The sequence below is a fragment of the Mesorhizobium sp. C416B genome (assembly GCF_030323165.1).
Taxonomy (GTDB): domain Bacteria; phylum Pseudomonadota; class Alphaproteobacteria; order Rhizobiales; family Rhizobiaceae; genus Mesorhizobium.
Genome location: NZ_CP100471.1, coordinates 1090942 through 1112800 on the forward strand (window position 1 = coordinate 1090942; position 21859 = coordinate 1112800).

Below are 21859 nucleotides of genomic sequence, written 5' to 3' on the forward strand. Positions count from 1 at the left end.
CAGACTGCAATTCGGGGGAAATGCCATGCGATCGATGTTACTCGGCCTCATCCTTCTGCTGCCGGCCTCGGCGCTCGCCGAACCCATCGAAACCCAGAAGATCATCACCGCGCTGACCGGCGACTTCAATGGCGACGGCGCCGCCGATCTGGCGATGATCGTCGAGACTGAGCCCGAAGACGATACCATGGACATGCATTTCTTCCTGAGGGACAAAAAGTACAATTTTCTGAAACCCGCCGGCGTCGTGCATGAGCAGGTCTACGGCGAATGGAACGACTACGACCAGCCGCATTATGAGGGCTCCGGCATCGAACCGGAGTTGACCTTGCTGCCCAACGGCTCGATCAAGATCTATCTGCCGGGGCTGATCGGCCCCGGCGAGCGGACCGACATGACGCTGACCATCGCCTGGCGCAACGAAGCCTTCGTCGTCGCCGGCGTTGCCTATGACCATTACAAATACCAGTCCGTTGTCGTCTACAGCAGCTGCGACTACGACGTGCTGACCGGCAAGGGCAAAAGTATGCAGACGCAGGACGATGACAGCAAGGTGAACAGTATCGTGTCTGTCGAAGGCCAGGTCGTGCCCTTCGCGGAGTGGGACACGGGGACGCCTTTTAGGGTATGCGGGGATTGAGGGGGCAGCCAATCTCCCCCCTCGTGGGGGAGATGGCCGGCAGGGGGGCCGCTGTCCCGCCAACGCACCGGCCAGTGTCAGCCACGTTTATCCCGCGATTCTTGTCAGAAAATAGATCGAGAGGTCGCGATCCTTCGCGCCCCCCCTCTGCCCTGCCGGGCATCTCCCCCACTTGGGGGGAGATTGGCTTCACTGCAGATGCGGTTTCTTCAAAAAGCTGTTTCGGTCGGCGGATTTCACTCGCAGCCAAGTCTCACGACCGTCACGCACGACCCTGAGAGGAATCTCCGAACCCGCCGCATTCTGCCATAGCTTGCGGTAGAAATCGGCGAGACCGTCGACCTCGCCATCGCGCACGTCGGAGATGATGTCGCCCTGGCGCAGGCCGGCCTTGGCGGCGGGGCCGCCTTCGGCGACGCTCATCACCACGACCGCACCGTTGCTCTCGGCCGAGAAGGCGCCGAGCCATGGGCGCGGCGGCTTCGCCACCTGGCCGCGCGTCAGGAGATCGTCGAGGATCGGGGTCAGAAGGTTGATCGGCACGACCATGTTGATGTCGGCGACCTCGCCGTTGCGGCTCATCTGCAAAAGCAGCGAACCGATGCCGAGCAGGCTGCCATCCTGGCCGATGAGCGCCGCGCCGCCCCAGGACGGATGCGCCGGGGCAATGAAGATCGCCTCGTCGAGCAGATATTCCCAATAGCCGGCGAATTCCTGCTTGGTGACGATGTGTGCCTTGACCGAGCGGCCGGTGCCGTCGGCAAACACCACGGGGTCGCCGATCTTGGCCTTCGAGGCGTCACCCAGCGCCACCGCCGGCAGGCCGAGCGGCGCCAGCGCCTGCACCAGGCCGAAGCCTGTCTCCTGGTCATAGGCCAGCGCATGCGCCGGCACGACGCGGCCGTCCTGGTCGGTCAGCCAGACTTCCTCGGCCTCGGTGATGAGATAGCCTATGGTGAGCACCAGCCCGTCGCCGCGGATGACGACGCCGCTGCCTTCCCGGCGCGTGCCCAGGGCATTGGCCGTGAAGGCATCGTCGGGAACCATGGCGCGCACGCCAACGACGGAGCGCAAGAGCGGGGAAACGGGATCGATGGGCATGCTTTCATCCTGGCAGATTATGCGTGGGCAGTATCCTCTATAGGTATGCCGCGCTGCACAGGGCGCAAGGGCTTAGGCAACAAGGCAATCATTTCAGAGGCTGGCGCTGCTCCTCATCCGCCTGCCGGCACCTTCTCCCCGTATAGCGACGGGGAGAAGGGAGATGGCCGCAACATCGGCGCTCTTGGCAACGCTGGCAATTGGCGAAATCAGTAGGCGACAGCGTCCTTCTCCCCGTCACTATACGGGGAGAAGTGCCCGGCAGGGCCATGAGGGGCGGCGCCGACATCGATAATAGTTCAACACAAGTTGAACCTTTCTGAATTGCACCTATGTGTTCCAGTATCTACGTTCCGCCGACTTTTCCGCCATCAGTCTCGCGCCGTCGTTTTCGCCCCGCCAAACCCAAGGAATTCCCCGCATGACCGAATACATCCCGCCGAAAGTCTGGAGCTGGAAGAAAGCCAATGGCGGCACGTTCGCCAGCATCAACCGGCCTATTGCCGGTCCGACGCATGACAAGGTGCTGCCGGTCGGCAAGCATCCGCTGCAGCTCTATTCGCTGGCGACGCCGAATGGGGTCAAAGTGACTGTCATGCTGGAGGAGCTTCTGGCGCTCGGCCACAAGGGCGCCGAATACGACGCCTGGCTGATCCGCATCAACGATGGCGACCAGTTCGGCTCGGGCTTTGTCGAGGTCAATCCCAACTCCAAGATCCCGGCGCTGCTCGACCGCAGCGGCAAGACGCCTGTCCGCGTCTTCGAGTCCGGCTCGATCCTGCTTTATCTCGCGGAAAAGTTCGGCGAATTCCTGCCGACCGAACAGCCGGCGCGCGCGGAAACCTTGTCCTGGCTGTTCTGGCAGATGGGCTCGGCGCCCTATCTCGGCGGCGGCTTCGGCCATTTCTACGCTTATGCGCCGGAAAAGTTCGAATACGCCATCGACCGCTTCGCCATGGAGACCAAGCGCCAGCTCGACGTGCTCGACCGACGGCTGGCGGAGACTGAGTATCTCGGCGGCGCCTTCTATTCGATCGCCGACATGGCGGTATGGCCCTGGTATGGCGGCCTTGCGCTCGGCCGCATGTACAATGATTCCGCCGAGTTCCTGTCGGTGCAGGACTACGAGCACGTACAACGCTGGGCCAAGGCGATCGACGCCCGCCCGACCGTGCAACGCGGCCGCATGGTCAACCGCGCCTTCGGCGACCCCGCCATGCAACTGCACGAGCGCCACGACGCCAGCGATTTCGATACGAAGACGCAGGATAAATTGGTTGTGGCGGAGTGACTTTTTTACCCTCCCCCTTGTGGGGAGGGTCGATCCGCAAAGCGGATCGGGGTGGGGGTCGGCGCCAAGCACCCCCACCCGACCTTCGGTCGACCTCCCCCCAAGGGGGAGGTAGGGCGCCTAGCCCTTCATCAATTTCGCCAGCCTCGGCACGCCCTCACCCACGGCGCGTTCATCTGCGAGCGTAAAGCTCATCCGCATCGTGTTGCGGCCCGAACCGTCGGCGTAGAATGCGTTGCCCGGCACGAACGCCACGCGGGCTTCCTTGACCGAGCGGGCGAGCAGCGCGGTGGCATCCGAACCCTCAGGCAATGTCAGCCAGACGAACATGCCGCCTTCCGGTCGGCTCCAGCTGACGCCATCCGGCATTTCGGCCTCAAGTGCTGCAAGCAAGCCGTCGCGGCGCTGGCGATAGGCGCCGATCAGCTTTTCCACCTGGCTGTCGTACACGGCCTCGGAGACGCGGTGCATGACCAGCTGGTTGATCGACGGGCTGTGCAGGTCCGACGCCTGCTTCATCAGCACCAGTCGCTCGACGACGCGGCGCGGCGCGCAGACCCAGCCGACGCGCATGCCCGGCGACAGAATCTTTGAGAACGAGCCGCAATAGAGCGTGCGGGCATTGTCGATGCCGCCTGAGCGTTCGCAGTCGAGCGCCAGCATCGGCGGCTGGCCCTCGCCGTCATAGCGCAGCGCGCGATAGGCGGCGTCCTCGATGACGGCAATGTCGAGCTCGCCGACAAGGTCGAGCACCGCCTCGCGCTGCTGGCGGTTCAGCGTCTCGCCGGTCGGGTTGGCGAAATCCGGAACGAGATAAGCGAACTTCACCTTGCCGCCCTCTTTTGCAAAAGTAGAGGGGGCAGCAGCCGCCGCCTGGTAGGCGGCCGGCGTCATGTTGCCGCCATTCGGCGTCAGCCGGTCGTAGCGCGGCTCATAGGCGTTGAAGGCCTGGAGCGCGCCGAGATAGGTCGGCCACGTCACGAGCGCTGTGTCGCCGGGCGACAGGAACAGCTTGCCCAGATAATCCAGCGCCTGCTGCGAGCCGGAGGTGATGAAGATGTTGTGCTCGTCGCAGGCGATGCCAAGCTTGCCCATCTGGCCGGCCAGCCATTTTCTGAGCGGCAGATAGCCTTCGGAGACCTGATACTGAAGTGCTGCGCTCGCCTCCGCGCCGCCCAGCACCGAGGCATAGGCATCGGCGATGGCTTGCGCCGGAAACAAGGCCGGATCGGGGATGCCGCCGGCAAAGGAGATGATATCGGGCTGGTCGAGCAGTTTGAGCAGCTCGCGGATTTCCGACGCCTTCATGCGCGAGGCGCGCGACGCCAACAGGTCCATCAAACTCACGAGCCCACCTCCCGGGATACGGCATCTGGTCCAGCATGACGGTTCCGGCCCATGCGATTTAGGTCAATCTGACTGACCTATTATCAGGCTCCCTCACCCGCTGGAATAGCCAGACCCTCATTCCGCGTGGCCCAGACGAAAAAGCAAACACATTTCTGCCCTGGACAGGGAAAATTGTTGCGCGCCGAGGGGCGCGGATGCAACCTCATTCCGAGCGGACCGGCATAAAAAGAAAAGCGGTCTCAACAAGGGGGGTTAAAATGACGCTTGAGCTCATCGGGGCCGGATTCGGCCGCACCGGCACATGGTCGACCTTTGCCGCGCTGAACAGGCTGGGCCTTCCCAGCTACCACATGCAGGAAGTCATCCTCAACAAGGCCAGCAAGGGCCATCTCGACTTCTGGCGCAAGGTGGCCAACAGCCCGCCCGGCAGCCAGCACGACTGGACCAGAGTCTTTGCCAATTACAAGGCGACGGTCGACAATCCGGGATGCTGCGTGTGGCGCGAATTGATGGCCGCCTATCCCGACGCCAAGGTGCTGCTCACCCTGCATCCGCGCGGCGCCGAGGCCTGGTACGACAGCACCATCGACACCATCCACTTCACCGAGACATTGTGGCAGTTCAAGGTGCTGGAATGGCTGACGCCGTTCGGCCGCAAATTCGGCGACATGTCGCACAGACTGATCTGGGGCCGCACGCTTGCCGGCGTGATGGACGACCGCGCCAAGGCGGTGGCGCGCTACAACGCCTACACCGAGGAGGTGATAGCGGCCGTGCCGCCGGAGAAGCTTCTGGTGTTCAAGGTCAGCGATGGCTGGGCGCCGCTCTGCGGCTTCCTCGGCGTGGCGCTGCCCAACGAGCCCTTCCCCAACCTCAACGACCGCGAAAGCGTGAAGAAGATCATCCGCGACATCATCAAGGGCAGCTACATCATGCTGGGGCTGTCGGTGGCGGCGGTGCTTGCGGCGATCGCGGCGCTGTGGTGGTGGCTGGGGTAGCCGCCGGACCGTCAGGATATTGCTACTTGCGCGTGATCCAGCCGAGCAGATCCGGCTCGACGTCTTCGTGGTCGGTCAGGTCGCGAACCAGGGAAGCGGCGAGCGCGCGCCAGCGCTTTTCCGGGACATTGTCTTCCATCACCGATTTGATGAAGGCGGCGCGCAGGATGGCGCAATCGAAGGCGGATACATCGAAAAGCAGTTCTGCCATTTCGGTTTTCCCCGTTCACATCGGGCGCGCGAGCCTGTCGAAGCCTCAGGCGCCAGCGCCCCATATACATGGTCGACGACAGCAGATTCATACTCTTGCCGAACCAAGGTTCAACACAATTCGATTGTACGGTTTTTACCAAGCCATTGCGGTTCGTTGCCCGCTTTTGCGCCGATGATAGATTTGCCGGGCGGCCTCTCCCCAGATGGCCGCAAATGGCCGGCGCGGCTCTGGCAACATGCTTTCACCGGCATTCGCGTCGGCCATTTCCAGCCCGTGCCAGGCTCAGCCCAGCAGGCGTTCGTATTCGGCCTCGGCCTGGCCGTAGAAACCGTCGGCGACGGCGATCAGGCCATCCCGGTCGCGAATGACGATCTCGCCGCGCCGCGACCGGATCAGGCCGCGCCCTTCCAGGATCTGCAGGCCGATGGTGACGCCCGGACGCCTGACGCCGAGCATGACGGACAGGAACTCATGCGTGATCTGGATCTGATGGCCGACCACCCTGTCGTCACACATCAGGAGCCATCGGGCCAGCCGATCCTCGAGCTTGGCGCGGGCATTGCTCAGCGCCGTGGATTTGGTCTGGCCGTGCAGGTAGTGGGCATAGCGCAGCAGGAAGGCGCGAAGCGTCGGGCTTTTCTGCAACGCTGCCTTGAACGGCTCGGAATCGATGCACACCGCCTCGCCCGGCATCTGCATGTAGCAATCATGGGGCGCCCAGTCGGCGCCCATCACCAAAGCGGAGCCCGACATGCCTTCGTGGCCGATGATGCCGACCTCGGTGTCGAGCCCCGGCCGGTTCCTCGCCACCACCGAGGCCAGGCCGCTTTCCAGGAAGCAGACCGAGGCGACCGGCTCGCCCGCCATTTCGAGCGGGGCTTTGAGATCGAGCACACGATGGTGCAAATGCGGCGCAAGCAGTGCGAAGTCGGCCGGGTTCATGCGGCGCAAGAGGCCGCTTTTCTCCTTGCTGACCGACTGGTCCATCGCTCTCTCCCGTCAAGGGCAAGAGCACATGTCATCTCCCAGCCGTCGGCGCCCTGCCCAAATGCAAACGGTCATTGGACGATAGCTGACTCGGATTCAGCCATTGTACTTCGTACAAAACCGACAAATCAGGGGCGACGCCCCATCAATCAATCCAGCAGCTTTTTCCTGGATCAGCGCTTCGGGCGGTCAGCCGCAACCATGCGCGCTTCGCGCACGATGGACGAGCGATCGTTGCCGATCAGCGATGCGATCTCTTGTATCTGCTGCTCGGAGGCCCCGGTTTCCCGCGCCAAGGCCGCGAGCGTCTCGGCGCTCAGACCGGACTGTCTCGGTTGCTCCGCCATGGCTCCAATGCCTCCTGTCGGGGCAGGAGTGCGATGGTCGCTCCCAAGCGTCAGCGCCCATTGATGTGGCCGACGATGCTGCACTGTACGCTTCCGAACAATCGATGGCGAGCGATATATTAGCGACGCTGGATGCGGCCCTAGAACGGCAGCCTTATCTCATCGATCGACCTCGACTCCGTCCAGCCAATGTCCTTCTGGATCTCCGTCGGCAGCGCATTCAGTGCGCGCACGGTCTTCCTGTGCTTGCTGGCGCGCGCCAGGGCAGCGCGAATTCTGCTGAGACTTTCAAACATCGGTTACCTCCATGCAGCAGCAGAGCGCTGCCTCAGGCCCGCTCTTGCGCCGCCTCTGTAACCGATCGATTGCGCGGCAACGGTGAAGCGCTTCACAAACCGATGCCGCCCAGAAACATTTGTATACAAATTAGTTGCGTTCCCGCGGTGGCGTGATCCGACCTATGGCAGGGCGATCGCATATGGCGCTCCCTCGGGTTCGGCGACCCACCTTCCCTTCGTCGGCGCAAGGCGATCACATATGAGTTCTTACGAAGAGGACCCCCACCCTAACCCTCCCCACAAGGGGGAGGGAACGCTGCCGCAAGCCACCCTTTCTGGCGTCGAACCTAGGCGACTTGCGGCGATCAGCGCCTACCAAGTCTCCCTCCCCCTTGTGGGGAGGGATTAAGGGTGGGGGTATTCGTAGAGCGGAAACCTGTCATATGCGATTGCCCCGCTCCGCGGAGGGAGAGGAAATGCCAATCACCGAGGTGGCGGCCTTGATGGGCTGGGTTTCCTCTCCCCATGGACATGGGGGAAGTGGCCGCGGCGGACGGAGTGGGGCTGGCGCCGCCATATGCGATTGCCCTGCCCTCCTCCGCGCCATCGCCGGCATCCTCGTCCGCCCGCTCGGCTATGGACGAATCCCATCATGCGCAATAAGGATGGGGTCTGCGGCGGCGCTTTCGCGCCGAGGCAGGCGACGTTCGATCAATGACGCTGCGCCGGGCGCCTTTGACGCCGCCCCGCAAACGTGTCGATACCGGGGGATCTGGTCATGACCGACAACAAGCCGACCGTAGACGTTACCAAGGACTGGCAGGCAACGCAGGGCCAGAAGTCCGGGGCCACGCGGCTGCGCCTGTTCGCCGTGCTGTCGTGGGTCATCGCCATTGGCGGCGAGATCGCCGGGATCGTACTGCTCTACAAGCACAAGTTCGATCAGGGCAACCTGCCGCTGCTGATCGGCATTCTGGTCGGGATCGCGATTTTCGCCATCGCCGGCAGCCTGCTCTGGAAGGCGGCCAACCGGAAGGACCCGGCCCGCGAATCCGACACGTTCCGGTTCTTTGTCCAGAACCAGCTCGGCGCGATCATCACCCTGATTGCCTTCCTGCCGCTGGTTGTCTTGATCCTCAACGACAAGAACATGGACCCGAAGAGCAAGAAGGTGGCCGGCGGTATCGGCGCCGTGCTGGCCGTGCTGGCGACGCTGATCGGGGTCAGCTACCAGCCGCCATCGGTCGAGCAGTACACGCAGGACATGAACACCTGCGCGGAACAGATCAAGGCGGGGCAGCCGACCACGGCCTGTTCGCCCGAGGTCGCCGCCCAGGCGCAGGCGATCGCCACCGACTCCACCACGGTGGCCGCGGCGACGAAGGACGCGGCACACCCCAATGGCCAGGATGTCGTCTACTGGATCGCGCCGGAAAACGGCGCCGCCAAGTCCGACACCGAGCACGTCTTCCACCTCTGCGCAGCCGTCAGCCCGCTGAAGGACAAGACCGTCAACAGCGGCTCGGTAACGGAAGCCTACGCCCAGAACGCCATCCGCATCACGAAGCAGATCGAGATGGAACAGAAGCAGTGCGGGTTCGCGGCTGCGGCGGCAGCGCCCGTGGCACCGGCGCCGGCGCCCGCTCCGGCGCAATAAATCCGACGGCGTTTAGGCGCGCCCGGCCGGGTTCGGCGCCAATCCGGTCCAACTCGTGGTTGTCGTAGCATTGTCGTACGGCGCCCCAACTGCGAAGACCTACTTGGCGGAGCTGAACGCAAGGTAAGTGGCTATCGGCTGGCTAGACTCTGGCAGGAGCGCGATCATGTGGCTCCGATTCTGCACCGCCTCAATATCCGGCCGACTGCACGAGAGTGGTAAGAGTTCACGAGCGATGCTGGCCAGAACACAGGAAAGCTCAGCCTCACTCTTGTCAGGCCGCCCACATTCTCACTTATTCCTCGCTGTCAGGTCGATCCCAATGACGGTCACATCCTCAACGTTAGGGAACGATGCCGATATTTCCACCCACCGCTGTGCCAGGGCTTTCACCAGACCATCAAAATCCACACGGTTTCCTGTGCCCGGAATATCCCAGCCCTGTCGGTGACCCCGATATATGAGTACAAACAAGCCCCGGTTAGAAAGGTTATCGCGTAGATAGTCTCCGCAAAGCTGGTTCTCCAGCCGCTCCAGCAATTCTGGCCCGGTCCACTTATCGGCGAGTTTTAGCTCGCCCGGTACAGGTCCATCGAATCCTATGCCATGAAAGCGGATATCCATCCTCTTGTCGTCAGCAAGTTGTTCCTCTTGAGTCACCGTGTATCTGCTCAGCGCCTTGCTTCTTAGATCGTTGCCCAGAAATTTCCGCATGTCGGTTTCCAGGGAGACTGGGCGCAAAATACTCGCAACACTGCTGTCGCCGTTTTCAAGATCGTCCTTAAGATCGAGCAAGCGGAGGATGGCGAGCTCAGCCAATTCGCGGTGATTGCGGGGAGTCCTTTCCAGTTTGTCGCCAAAATCCCGAACCTGCTGCGCCGTCCACGGGAGCATGTCTCCATCCTGCTCAGCCTTGACCTTGGCAAGATGCGCCATCCACGGCCGCGATGACTCCTCAGGATGAGCTTGCGAGAGTTCAAGGAGGGCAAGATAGGCCTCTTTGCCAGGTATCTTATTCAACGCCTCGAAGATGCCATTGCGGGAATCTTGCGCATCGTCCCGAAGGCCCGGTGAGTAGACATCCTTTCCTGCCCGCTCGATGTCTTCCTTCCGCCTGATATGCTCATGTAAGAGTAAGTATAGCGTCTTGAGATATGCTGGTGTTTTGAACGCCTGTCGCACACCAGTGCCATCCGTTCGCCGACCGCCCCAAAGATGCGACGCATAAAGCATCGCGAAGTCAGTTCTTTTCTTCTTAAGTTTCATTTTGGCAAAATGTGCAGTCAGCGCAGCGATGGCGTGGGCAGGCGCGACCCCGGTCCACACGGCAAACCAACGCGCCAGATGCTTTGGATTGCGCAAACTACTGCATTTGCGCTTTGCCAAAGCAGCGAGATATTCACCGTCAAGATTTGAGCCCTGAAGTATCTTCAAAAGCCGATCAAGATTTGACAGGTTTTTTGGTTCCGACTTCGAGAGCATCATGCTGAGTTTGGGCGCCAGAGCATCCCATGCCCAGCTTCCACTCCAACCAAGATCACTGAGAATGTAGTTTGTGTCTGTGACTTCTTCGTCCCTCGATAAGTCGAAACGAATCTCCTGCAAGAGGAAGTTGGAGACGGTCTCAGGGTGCGCTTGAAAAAGGTGCGGGAACCAGACAGGAAACCCGTTCAGCTCGAAAGACGCATATCGGCAGGCATTCTCGACTTCGGTATTAGACAGATGCGTCGCCCACCCTTCCATCTCGGTCGCCTCGATCTCAAGCCCAGTAAGCCCGATAATCACGGCGTGCGGCGTCGAATTGTCGGGCGCACCTTCGGAGCGGATCTTCGGCACATAGTGGCGCCAAAAGTTCACTGTGCCGTCGCGGAAAAACTGGGCGACCTCCTGCCCGTAGTTGAGGATAAGGTCTTTCCAATTGTAGTTTGTCCACCTGCCTGATCGCGCCTCGTTTTTTCTCGTTTGATCGAGGAGGTAAAGCAGTGCGTTTGTTAGCTGGCCGGGTTTTGTATCAACCGCCGTCTGCTCCTCTGCCAGCTTTCCTACGAGATGCGACTTCCAGTCTGCGTGATAGGTATCATTCTTCAATTTTTGCTTCGCATCTCGCTTCTTCCAGTGGCCATTTGTCCGTTTCCAGCGGCGCGTCTCCGCCTTTTGCGCCGGCGGCTTGAGATAGGTTCTGAGTTTTGCTGTGAGTACAGCGTCCGCGGCTGCGGCACCCTTAAGTGCAGCACGCCACGCAGCGGGGCGGCCCGCCTTAACATAGATGGAGAATGCCAGGGACAGGACCAGCAGCCTGTCGTCGACCAGGGCGCGCTTATTGATCTGTTCAACCACGTAGCCAAAGTCGGCATCGCCAAAAGATGTGAAAGTTCCGAAAATCGAAACACGCCAGTGGTCAGTAAGTGTCTCACCGGCCTGTAGCCGTTCACGGTGGCCAAGGACTTCGCGCCAGAATAGCGCGCGATTGAGTTCGGGCCAGCCGGATACGAGTTGTGCGAAGTCCTCCTTTATCTCGCGAATATCGTCGAAACCGTATCCTCGCGCCGTCGCGATCTTGTGGAGAAGGTCCAACGTGTCGTCGGCCAACGCAGCGGAATCCCTATTTTCGATCAGCCGCTCTGCGCCCTTGGCGGCTGGCACCATCAACCATTTATGTACTTCGGATATTTCGCAATGGCGGCGCTCCACGAATGGGGCGCGGCCCAAAAGCTCGTTCAGTGCGGAGATCAGTCGGCTCAGTTGGGGGATGGATGCATCGGTCACAAATTCAGTGACGCGTTCCGTAAGATGATCGACCGAGTAACGCTCTTTTGTCTCAACTTTGCCGAGCGCGGCGATAAGCCAACTGGTCGCCTCGGCAGTTGGCTCTACTCCCTCAAGCAACTCGGCGAACCATTCTCGGTTGAGCACCGCGCCCTCGGCGAGAAAACTATCCCTCACCTGGCGTCTATCATCATCAGACCCTGACGCTCTCAGAGCACGAAACGCGTTGGTTCTCACATAGTGATCCCCTCCAGGGGTCAGGGCGATCTGAAGCACCTCGGGCAATGCTTCTTTCAATTGCCCTAGCCAGACCATGCGAAGCAAGAATGCGGTCAGATCAGCATTGTCTGCGTACTTACCTAAAAGGTCGCGAACCTCTTGCGTGAGATCAACGTTGGCAAAGCGCTCAACGGCAGAATAGTCCCGTATTGATCGGCCAATATCGCCGGCGGCCATCTGCTCGCATACTTCCTGCAAGATGTAGCGGCGGAGTTCCAGCGGCAAATGGCTTGGGTCGCCACCTTCAAAGATGATCTCAGGGGCGACCTTGCGAACGCGTGCTCGGATTCTCTCATCGAGAAGAGTTAACCAAGGCAGAATCGGTCGGAGCGCTGGCACGACGATATCAAGGCCGTACTGGCTTCTAAAAAACAGGCCCTCAATATTTCTCCTGGATGTCTCGCGTCCAAGTAGGCCTGCGAACCATTCAGCCGTCAGGTACTCTCGCACCGAGCGATGATGAAAGCGTACCGTTCCGTAGATTGCTTCATCAAATATTGGGCGAGACAGCAGGATCGTGTGCTCCTTCTCGTCCCAGCCAGGCAGCACTGACTGGATTGGAATACCAGCCGCGCTGGGGACCGCGTCGGGGACGCGGATGACCTGATTTTGCAAAAGGGTCGCCGCGACGGCGAGCAGGCGCGCTCCTTCAAGCGCACGATTCAGCGTCATCGGACGTTGTTCTGCACGGTTTGGGTCGCGCTCGACCAATCGACGATCAATGCTGCTGCGGATCACCTCAAGTCGGCTGCCGATGCGCTGGTTCTCGATCCAAAACCCTGTCAGTTCCTCCAGGTCCTGCGGACGCGCCGTAAACGACCACGCATCGGCACGCGCTACGGCGTCCAGGAACGCTTTGCTGTCTGCGATGCCGCGGGCTTGCGCGAAGGCTTCGATCTGCCCCGAACTCAGATCGGCAAGGGCGAAAGCCTTGAAGACCGGCGGTGGCTTCTTCTGTGTTTTGGTGCTGGCTGCTGTCGCCGCGTCGCTTGCACCGAGAAAGCTTTCCTCTTCACTTTGAACGGAGACTTCACTGGTCGTCGGAGGAGTATATGAGAGGTGCGTTGAACAGATTGCCAGATCGGTTTTGGGTCGCCATGCCGCAATTCTACCGGTGATTAAAACGTGTGTCCGCGCCTTTGCTGCGTCGAGCACTCGGCCCAGCTTGCGGATGGCCAGATCAAAATCGTTCGGGCTGCGAAGCCGTGCTTCATCAACCGAGTCCAAAAACAACCAGCCTTCGGTATTCGACCCGCGCCAGGTCTCAAACTCGGCATAAGTGCCTACTTCGAACGCATCTTCAAAGTTTGTGACGACATGCTCGAGACGAAGGAAGAATCCCGGCTTTCCGCTCGTTCGAATTTTCTTGGCAGCACTGCGGATTTCAGCGGTTTTGCCCGAGCCGGCTTCGGACAAAAGCACGACGCGGTATTCTCTAAGCAAGTCCGTCCATGTCAGCTCTCGAGCCACATGAAATACGCTGGAGACGTCCAAATCGTCGCTCTCGGCAACGTAGTCCGAGAACGCATTGAACGTGCGTCCGAGCTCGATAAAATCGTAGCCGGCCTCAGCGTCTGCGTCCGGCATTGGGGCTGTTTCCATGGCTGCAACGCTAGCACATGGCAAGTGTAGAACAAGTGGGGAACACACCTTAGCCAATAGCTTGGCAGATGGTTTAGGAAAAATTGCTCTAGTTGCCCTTGCTGGGTTCGCTCAAGGCAGGCAAGAAGCGATCCACGTTGCGTGCTCTGACCCAATGAAGAGCTCCTATACGTTCGCTTCTGGGATGCGAATGAGCGGCTATCCGTATTGGACAAGTCGTGAAGCGGCCATTCAACGTCACCGGAGAATGCAACCATGTGCCTTGCGCTAAACAAACAAGGCCCCTCCCGGGGCCTTGCGCATCAACCTCAGTGCCGGACTCCGCCCCCTCACTTCCCCATCAGCTGCTTGGCATTCTCGGCCGTGATCGCGGTGGTCTCCACCGTCACCGTCTTGTCCACCTCGGTCGCGCAATCGAGCAGGATCTTTTTCGACATCTCGATCGCTTCCTTGGCGCCCGTCGGGTAGGTGAAGGTTGCGACCCAGTCGCCCTTGGCCACCGCCTCGATGCCGCCGGCCGGGCCTGGCAGGCCGTCGGTGCCGATGATCTTGACGTCCTTGCCCGCCCCCTTGGCGGCGAGCAGCGCGCCGGCGGCCATCATGTCGTTGGAGGCGTAGAGCACCTTGATGTCGGGGTGCGCCTGCAGCATGGCGGCGAAGGCGACCTGCGCCTTGTCCGGCACCCAGTCGGCGGCCTGCTCGGCGACGATCTGGACCTTCGGGTTGCCTTTCACGCCTTCCTTGAAGCCGTTGAGGCGCTCCACCGCCGGCGTCGAGCTCGGCAGGCCTTGCAGCACCGCCGCCTCGCCCCCGTCGGGCAGCAGCGTCTTGGCGGTGTACTTTCCGGCTTCCTCGGCGATCTTGAAATTGTCGCCGCCGATGAAGGCGGTGTAGTCCTTGCCCGGGTCGCCGACCGTCTTGCGGTCAAGCTCGATGACCGGGATGCCGGCATCCATGGCGCGCTTCACCGCCGGCGTCAGCGGTGCGGCCTCGAAGGGCGAGATCAAAAGGATATCGACCTTCTGGGTGATGAAATTGTCGACCTGCGAGGTCTGCGTGTTGACGTTGCCGGCGCCGTCGGCGATCTGCAGCGTGAAGCCAGGCACTTCCTTGGCCGCCGCCTCCAGCTCGTCATTGACGTGCTGGCGGTAGGGCTCGGCATTGTTGGCCTGCGAAAAACCGATGACGAACTGGCCGTCCTTGGCGCAGGCTTTCACCAGCGGCTCGGCGGCGTAAGCGGAGCCTGCAATGCACAGGCCGGCGCCTGCCAGCAGCACGGCCTTGAGGGTCGATCCTCTTAGTGTCGTTTTCATAACTCACTCTCCTCCTCGTCCGGCCGGGGGGCCAGACCTTGGTTTGACGTTCACGTGTTGCCGTCTCCTCCTTGTTTGTTTGTGCATGTCGTCATCGCAAAACCTTTTGCGCGACATGCACTAACGACCCAACCCCTCGCGGCGGCGAACGAGGGATTGAAGCACTGCCGCCAGGACGATGATCGCGGCGGTCGCGAGCAGCTGCATGGCGGGCGTGATGTTGTTGAGCTGCAGGATGTTGGCGAGCGCGCCCAGCATGATGGTGCCGGCGACGGTGCCGACCATGGAGCCGGCGCCGCCGAACAGGCTGGTGCCGCCGATGACCACGGCGGCGATGGCCGTCAGCTCATAGCCCATGCCGTCATTGGCGCTGCCGAAATTGAACTGGCCGGCATGGACGATGCCGGCAAGGGCGGCGGCAAAGCCGGTGATGGCGTAGACCGAGATCTTCACCATCGACACCGGCACGCCGGATATGCGCGCGGCGCGCTCATTGCCGCCGACGGCAAAGACATAGCGGCCGAAGCGCGTGGTGTTGAGCACGATGGTGGCGATCGCGGCAAAGACGACGAACACAAGCGTCGCCACGGGCACGGTGTTGTTGAACAGCCGCTCGCCCAGCACGGCGAACACCGGCGGCGCCAGGCCCGGCCCTTCGCCATAGGAAATGTTGATGTACTGATTGCCGGAGACGACCAGCGCCAGCCCGCGCGCGGCCTGCAGGCCGGCCAGCGTGACGATGAACGGTTCCAGCCGAAAGCGGGTGGAGATGGTGCCCTGGATGGCGCCGAAGAAGATGCCCAAAGCGAGCACGGCGAGGATGGTGGGGATCAGGCCGAAGCCGCCGGAGATCATCATCGAGGCGGTGACGACGCTGGACAGGCCAAGCACCGCGCCGACCGACAGGTCGATGCCGGCCGTGATGATGACGAAGGTCATGCCGATGGCGATGATGCCGGTCTCCGACACGGCGCGCACGATGTTGGCGATGTTGTCGGGGTTGAGGAACAGGATTTCGCCGTGGCGGCGCGGCGAGAAGATGATGCCGCCGATCGCCACCAGCACCAGGCCGATCAGGCTCTGGAAGCGCACGATGAGCGCCAGCGGGTCGCGATGCTTTTGAGGCGCCGCCATCACCGGGCTCGCTGCCACTGGGTTGTTGTCCTGAGACATCAGGCCTCCCTGCCGTTAGCCGCGGCCAGCACCGTGTGCTCGTCGACGCCGCCCAAAAATTCCGCCACATTGCGCCCCTGGCGCAGCACCACGATGCGGTCGCACAGACCGATCAGTTCCGGCATCTCGCTGGACGCCACCAGAATGCCGAGCCCTTGCGCGGCGAGTGCCCTGAGCCGCTGGTAGATCTCGCCCTTGGCACCGACATCGACGCCGCGCGTCGGCTCGTCGAGCAGCAACAGGCGGGGGTTGCCGAGGATTTCTTTTGCCAGCACCACCTTCTGCTGGTTGCCGCCGGACAGTGCGCCGACGGCGATATCAGGGTTCTTCGGGCGGATGTCGAACTGACCGAAGGATTCCTTCACCGCCTCGGCCTGGCGGCGCGGCGAGACCAGCCAGTTCGGCGAGATTCTGGATATGACCGACATCACCAGATTGAGGCCGACCGCCATGCGCAGCATCAGGCCCGAGCCCCGGCGATCGTCGGTGACGAAGGCGATGCCGGCGTGGCGGGCAGCACTGATCGAATCCAGTTTCACCGGCTTGCCCGATATGGCGACCTCGCCCTCCCAGCGGCCGGACAGGCCGGTGCCGTATAGCGCGGAGAGCAGTTCGGTGCGCCCTGCCCCCATAATGCCGGCCAGGCCGACGATCTCGCCTTCATGGACATCGAGCGAAACACCTTGCGGCGCCTGCCAGCCGGCGCTATCGCGGGCGAGCCTGAAGCTGGCGTTCCTCAGGCTGAGCAGCGGCTTGCCCGCCGCTTTGGCGCGCTGCGGATAGAGCTCGTCCAGCGGACGTCCGACCAGCAGCCTGACCAGCTCGGCCTGCGGCGCGTGCGGCTCGGTGATGCCGGCGACACGGCCGTCGCGCATTACCGTCACCCGGTCGGCAATGCCGGGCACTTCCTCCAGCCGGTGCGAGATGTAGACGATGCCGACGCCGGTGGCGGCGAGCTTGCGCATGATATCGAACAGCCGCTCGACTTCGCCGACGGTGAGTGCGGCCGTCGGCTCGTCCATGATCAGCACGCGGGAGGCGTAGGACAGCGCCTTGACGATCGCCACCACCTGGCGCTGGCCGATCGACAGATCCGCCACCATGGCGGCCGGATCGATGGCGATCTCGATGGCTTCCAGCCGCTTCTTGGCCTCGCGGCGCATTGCCGGCACGTCGAGGAAGCCGCCCGGACGCATCAGTTCGCGGCCGAGGAACAGATTGGCGGCGACATCCAGCGACGGCACCAGGTCGAGCTCCTGGAAGATGGTGGCGATGCCGGCCGCTTGCGCCTCACGCGGGTTGTTGAAACGCACGGGTTTGCCGTCGATCTCGATCGTGCCTTCGTCCGGCGTGTAGACGCCCGACAACAGGTTCATCAGGGTCGACTTGCCGGCGCCGTTCTCGCCGAGCAGCGCGTGGATCTCGCCCGCCTTGAGGTCGAAGTCGACGCCGCGCAGCGCCTGCACGCCGCCGAAGCGTTTGACGGCGCCGGTCATCACCAGCAGCGGCGCGGTCATGTTAGCCTCGTGTGGGTCGGCCTCCCGCAGGAGGCGCGCGCCCGCAGCGTCGCCTGCAGCCGCACCGAACGCGGCGCGGAACCGGTCGCCGCGATGCGGGCGCTGAGCAGGGCCGCGGCCTGCCTGCCGATCTCGGTGCAGGGCTGCGCCACCAGCGTCAGGCGCGGCTCGAAACAATCGGCCCATTCGAAATCGTCGAAGCCGGCCAGCGACAGATCGCCCGGAATGGTGAGGCCTTTTTCGCGGATGGCGCGGACGGCTCCGATCGTCGTCATGTTGTTGCCGGTGACCAATGCGGTTGGTGGCGACGGCAGCGACAGGATGGCGTGGGTGGATGCGGTCGCCGCCGCCGTGTCGACATTCTCGGCCGAGAGATAGCGCGTCACGCACTCAAGTCCATTGGCGGCGAGCGAAGCCTGGAACGCCTCGATGCGCTCGCGCGTCGTCGTCAGGCCGGGCTGTCCGGCGATATAGCCGATGCGCTTGTGGCCGAAGGAGGCGACATGGTCGATCAGCGCGCGCATCGACGTTTCGTTCTCGACGCCGATCTGGTCGAAGCGCTCGTCGGCGAAACGGTCGATCAGAACGCATGGCATCTTCTTGTCGGCGAGGTAATCGATGGCGCGCTGCGGCGAGCCCGACGGGGCCAGGATGACGCCGTCGACGCGGCGCTGATGGAAAGCGCGCACCACCTGCAGTTCGCGGTCGGGATCCTCCTGGGTATCCGACAGAAACACCATCAGCCCAAGCCGTGCGCATTCGGCCTCGACCGCGCAGATGATGTCGGTGAAATAAGGGTTGGAGATTGCCGAGATCGCCAGGCCGACGCTGTTGGTGGTTGAGGCCTTCAGCGAGCGCGCCAGCTCGTTGGGCTGGTAGCCCATGGCGGCAATGGCGTCGTTGATCAGCCTCGCCTTTTCCAGCGAAACGAAGCGCGTGTTGTTGACGACATGCGAGACGGTCGACACCGACACGCCGGCGCGCCGCGCCACTTCAGCCATTGTCGGCAAGACATATCAGCGCCTGCAAGCGCTCCTCCCTTATGCGTTTCCCGTCCGCTCTGATGGCGGATTTCAAGGGAGCTTAGGGTGATCGAAACGTTTGCGCAATCGATTCGATGGAAATTTTTAGCGGGGCTTATCTCCCCCCTCGAGGGGGAGATGTCGCCGAAGGCGACAGAGGGGGTCGCCTCTGGCCTGCCGGCCATCTCCCCCTCAAGGGGGGAGATTCGCGGTTTCACCGAACTCCGCCACCAGCCCCTCATATTCCTCAAAGGCCGGCAGCGCCTCGTAACTGTGCACCGCAGGCGTCGTTGCCCAGGGGAGTTTCTCGCTGGTCCATGTCTCGATGAACGGCGTGAACCAGCCGGGCTCGTCGAGCATGGTGGGGCGCAGATTGACGAACCAGTCGAGCTCTTCGGGCTGGGTGAACATCCAGCTCATGCAATGCGGGCAGAAGTAATGACGCGAGGCGCCGTGCAGCCCGCCGATCACCGGCTCGCCTTGCATGATTTCGAAGCCGTCCGAGGGAATGGCGGCGCTCAGTGAATAGGCGCTGGCCGACATGCGCTGGCAGCCGGTGCAATGGCAAGCCATGGTCAAAAGCGGTTTTGCGGAAATCTTGAGCCGCACACGTCCGCAGCGGCACCCGCCTTCGGCCGGCAATTTCAGGGTTGGCACGGCAGTCTCCCACTCTTCGAAGCGCGGTGCTTCAGTCGCCGGTCAGCGCCTTCGTCGTCACCAGCGTGACGCCGGCATCGGTGAAGTCCGCATTGTACCGGGCGATGATCTCGGTCGCGGTTTCGCCTTCAGTGTCCAGCGTCGAGTGCGCATCGGAAACGACAGTGACGCCGAAGCCTTCGGCCAGGGCGCCCTTGACGGTGCCGGCGATGCAGAAATCGGTCTGCGCTCCGGCGAGCACGACTTCGCCGGCCCCCTGCCCGGCCACCCAGGCGCCAAGCTCGGCATTCGAGAAGGCGTTACGGACGGTCTTGGAGAATGTCGGCTCGTCCTTGGCCTGGCCGAGTTCCGGCCATACCGGCCAACCCGGCTCGCCCGGCGCCAGCGGATCGCCGGCCGGCCCGTCATGCCGCACGAACGCTATCCGGCGCCCCTCGCGCCGCGCCCAGCCGATCAGCGAGCGGGTACGCTCGGCTATGCCCGGCGCATCATGGATCGGCGGCTCGACGCGCCCGTCGAACATGTTGGTCTGGAGATCGATGACGATGAGGGGAGCGAGGTTTGACATGGCGCGAAGATAACGCGGGCGATGGGAGGGTCAAGACGGCGAAGCTGCTGATCTCCCCCTTGGGGAGATTACCTGTACCCTCACCCGATTCCACCCGCGACCACGTAAGCACCAGCCGTGCGTCCATCCTCCAGCCGCATGACGGCCGTAACGATCGACCCGTAAGCGCCTCGCCACACACTGTGCATTCTTTCATGCTCGCCGGCCGGCACCAGGATGCGACCGTGAAAGCTTGTGCCGCTGCGCCGCAGAGCGACCGGTTCGCCATTGACGTGAACCTTGACGCCAGCGGTCTCCGCATCGAGTTCAACCGTCACGGCGATCTCGGCCTGGTCTCCTTGCCCCATCGTCTCCGCAACAAGCCTGAGTGCCGGCGGCGGCGCATCGCTGGACTTCGATCCACCATGTTGCGCAAACACATCGCCCGGCAATTCCGGCGTGCGCGGCGGGGCCGTGCGGCGTTGGGTGGCGCGCTCGTAATCGCCGGCGAGCCGCAGCAACTCCGCATCATCATAGGCCTTGCCCGCAAAGGTCAGCCCGACCGGCATGCCGATATCGGCCATCGTTCCCATAGGCACGGTGACGGTCGGGATGCCAAGATGACGCCACACCAGATTGCCATTGGCAACCCAGGTGCCGTTGCGCCAGGCGATTGCTGCAGAGGTCTCGTTGACGTCGGCATCGGCCGGGCCGACATCGGCGACCGCCGGCAGCACGACAGCGTCGAGCCTGTGCTCGTCCAGCCAGTCCTCGAAGTCGATGCGCCGCGTCGCCTCCAATCCCTTCAGACCTTCCGCCAGCCTTGGAATATCCAGCAATGGCGTCACGCCCTGTTTGGCGCGTGTGACATAGTCCGCCAGATCGAAACCGTCGTCGCCATAGCGGTCCGGCAGCGCGCCCGGCGGCCGCGGGAAGATTTTTGGCCCGTCGACCGTGGCCAGGTCGGGGATGGCCGGGTCGGCATTGGCGCGCAGGAAATCGTCCCAGCCCCAGATGCAGAGATCCCAGATTTCGCGCTCGGCGAATGCTTCCGGCACCAGCCCGCGTTCGACCATGGTTTTTGTGCCCGGACGGTCGCGCTCATAGTTCGAGACGACGGGGAAATCGACCTCGACCACCTCCGCGCCGAGCTTTTCCAAGTCACGCGCTGCCTGCCGCCAGAGGTCGAGCACCGAGGCGCGGGTCTCGATGGGTTTGAGCGCGCCGCCGTCGCGGCCGATATACATTTTCGGCACGCCGAGGCGTTTGCCTTTCAACGAGCCCTCCAAGGCGAGTGTAGTGTAGCTTGGCGGCCTGAGATCAGCGCTTTTCGCGATCGACACCCAGGGCTGCGCGCGCCAGAAATCGCCGCGCGTCTCGGTATCGTCGGCGACGATCACGTCGAGCAGCTCCAGCATGTCGGCAATGCCGCGCGTGTGCGGCACCACCACATCCATGGTCGGCACCAGCGGCCAGTTGCCCCTGACCGAAATGACGCCGCGCGACGGCGTGTAGGCGACAAGTGCATTGTTGGACGCCGGCGCGCGGCCGGAAGACCATGTCTCCTCGCCCAGCCCGAAAGCGGCAAAGCTCGCAGCGGTCGCGGTGCCGGAACCGTTGGACGAGCCGGAAGCGAAGGCGGCGGTCAGATAGTCCGCATTGTAGGGGCTCTCGGCGCGGCCATGGACGCCTCGCTGCATGCCGCCATTCGCCATTGGCGGCATGTTGGTCAGCCCGATCAGCACAGCACCACCGGCCCTCAGCCTGGCAATGGTGAAAGCGTCCTCATTGGCGACGAGATGCTCGAAGGCGGGCGAGCCGGCGGCCACCGTCAGGCCCTTGACCTTATAGCTGTCCTTGGCGGTGTAGGGGATGCCGTCGAGCGGCCCGAGGGAAGCGCCTTTGCGGCGGCGCAGGTCGGAGGCCGCCGCCTCCTCGAACATTGCCGGGTTAAGCACCGGCACGGCATTGAGCGCGATGCCATGGCGGTCGTAATGCGCGATGCGCCTGAGATACGCACCGACCAGCTCGACGCTGGTGACGGTGCCGGCCTCCAGCGCGCGGCGCAGGTCGGCGATCGAGGCTTCGACGGGCTGGAGGTTGGGCATGGGGTTCTCGAG

General features: G+C 62.7%; 18 protein-coding genes. 4 read left to right on the forward strand and 14 right to left on the reverse strand.

Translation table 11 applies throughout. The annotated features are described in order from the left end of the window. Window positions 1-25: 25 nt before the first annotated feature. Window positions 26-640: a hypothetical protein gene (locus NLY43_RS05575; RefSeq protein WP_023715162.1), complete on the forward strand. Its 615-nt coding sequence runs from the start codon at window positions 26-28 to the stop codon at window positions 638-640. A 189-nt stretch (window positions 641-829) separates the two neighbouring features. Here NLY43_RS05575 and NLY43_RS05580 read toward each other — a convergent pair whose 3' ends face one another. Next, complete coding sequence (locus tag NLY43_RS05580) at window positions 830-1741, reverse strand: S1C family serine protease (RefSeq protein WP_023712551.1); 912 nt, start codon at window positions 1739-1741, stop codon at window positions 830-832. Between the two features lie 421 nt (window positions 1742-2162). On the opposite strand from NLY43_RS05580, the gene yghU reads away from it, so the two are divergent. Continuing rightward, a complete protein-coding gene (yghU, locus tag NLY43_RS05585; protein WP_023712550.1) occupies window positions 2163-3032 on the forward strand; it encodes a glutathione-dependent disulfide-bond oxidoreductase in 870 nt (289 codons plus the stop codon). A 120-nt stretch (window positions 3033-3152) separates the two neighbouring features. Here the strand turns inward: yghU and NLY43_RS05590 are convergent, their stop codons facing one another. Further along, window positions 3153-4370 carry an aminotransferase-like domain-containing protein gene (locus tag NLY43_RS05590; RefSeq protein WP_023712549.1) on the reverse strand — a complete coding sequence of 406 codons (1218 nt, stop codon included), beginning with the start codon at window positions 4368-4370 and terminating at the stop codon, window positions 3153-3155. 269 nt (window positions 4371-4639) lie between these two features. On the opposite strand from NLY43_RS05590, the gene NLY43_RS05595 reads away from it, so the two are divergent. Continuing rightward, on the forward strand, window positions 4640-5380 hold the full coding sequence (locus tag NLY43_RS05595; protein WP_023712548.1) for a sulfotransferase family protein: 741 nt from the start codon (window positions 4640-4642) through the stop codon (window positions 5378-5380). A gap of 22 nt (window positions 5381-5402) precedes the next feature. Here the strand turns inward: NLY43_RS05595 and NLY43_RS05600 are convergent, their stop codons facing one another. The 4 genes from NLY43_RS05600 to NLY43_RS05615 form a co-directional block, all read right to left on the reverse strand. Next, complete coding sequence (locus NLY43_RS05600) at window positions 5403-5591, reverse strand: hypothetical protein (protein WP_023671412.1); 189 nt, start codon at window positions 5589-5591, stop codon at window positions 5403-5405. A 285-nt stretch (window positions 5592-5876) separates the two neighbouring features. Beyond that, the gene (locus NLY43_RS05605; protein ID WP_023685922.1) at window positions 5877-6581 is read right to left on the reverse strand and encodes a Crp/Fnr family transcriptional regulator; all 705 of its coding nucleotides are present in this window, start codon (window positions 6579-6581) and stop codon (window positions 5877-5879) included. 173 nt (window positions 6582-6754) lie between these two features. Then, window positions 6755-6928 carry a hypothetical protein gene (locus NLY43_RS05610; RefSeq protein WP_023671410.1) on the reverse strand — a complete coding sequence of 58 codons (174 nt, stop codon included), beginning with the start codon at window positions 6926-6928 and terminating at the stop codon, window positions 6755-6757. 140 nt (window positions 6929-7068) lie between these two features. Next, window positions 7069-7224 (reverse strand): DUF1127 domain-containing protein, encoded by a 156-nt coding sequence (locus NLY43_RS05615; protein WP_023671409.1) that lies wholly within the window; start codon window positions 7222-7224, stop codon window positions 7069-7071. Between the two features lie 760 nt (window positions 7225-7984). Between NLY43_RS05615 and NLY43_RS05620 the strand changes: the two genes are divergently transcribed. Further along, window positions 7985-8863, forward strand: a complete 879-nt coding sequence (locus NLY43_RS05620; protein ID WP_023712547.1) for an SLC5/6 family protein — start codon at window positions 7985-7987, stop codon at window positions 8861-8863. Window positions 8864-9154: 291 nt separating this feature from the next. Here NLY43_RS05620 and hyoA read toward each other — a convergent pair whose 3' ends face one another. From hyoA to NLY43_RS05660, 8 genes are all read right to left on the reverse strand, one after another. After that, on the reverse strand, window positions 9155-13495 hold the full coding sequence (hyoA, locus tag NLY43_RS05625) for an NACHT domain-containing antiphage protein HyoA (RefSeq protein WP_023712546.1): 4341 nt from the start codon (window positions 13493-13495) through the stop codon (window positions 9155-9157). Between the two features lie 344 nt (window positions 13496-13839). Beyond that, window positions 13840-14823: a substrate-binding domain-containing protein gene (locus NLY43_RS05630; RefSeq protein ID WP_023689831.1), complete on the reverse strand. Its 984-nt coding sequence runs from the start codon at window positions 14821-14823 to the stop codon at window positions 13840-13842. A gap of 120 nt (window positions 14824-14943) precedes the next feature. Further along, entirely contained in the window at window positions 14944-15996 is a 1053-nt protein-coding gene (locus tag NLY43_RS05635; protein WP_023735417.1) for an ABC transporter permease, read from the reverse strand. Further along, window positions 15996-17513, reverse strand: a complete 1518-nt coding sequence (locus NLY43_RS05640; protein WP_023712545.1) for a sugar ABC transporter ATP-binding protein — start codon at window positions 17511-17513, stop codon at window positions 15996-15998. Before NLY43_RS05640 ends, NLY43_RS05635 begins: the two co-directional genes overlap by 1 nt. Next, window positions 17510-18523 (reverse strand): LacI family DNA-binding transcriptional regulator, encoded by a 1014-nt coding sequence (locus NLY43_RS05645; protein WP_031199634.1) that lies wholly within the window; start codon window positions 18521-18523, stop codon window positions 17510-17512. Before NLY43_RS05645 ends, NLY43_RS05640 begins: the two co-directional genes overlap by 4 nt. 204 nt (window positions 18524-18727) lie before the next feature. Then, complete coding sequence (locus NLY43_RS05650; protein ID WP_023743916.1) at window positions 18728-19192, reverse strand: GFA family protein; 465 nt, start codon at window positions 19190-19192, stop codon at window positions 18728-18730. A gap of 31 nt (window positions 19193-19223) precedes the next feature. Continuing rightward, window positions 19224-19760 (reverse strand): isochorismatase family protein, encoded by a 537-nt coding sequence (locus NLY43_RS05655; RefSeq protein ID WP_023712542.1) that lies wholly within the window; start codon window positions 19758-19760, stop codon window positions 19224-19226. Between the two features lie 80 nt (window positions 19761-19840). Beyond that, a complete protein-coding gene (locus NLY43_RS05660; protein ID WP_023723557.1) occupies window positions 19841-21847 on the reverse strand; it encodes an amidase in 2007 nt (668 codons plus the stop codon). Between the last annotated feature and the right edge of the window lie 12 nt (window positions 21848-21859).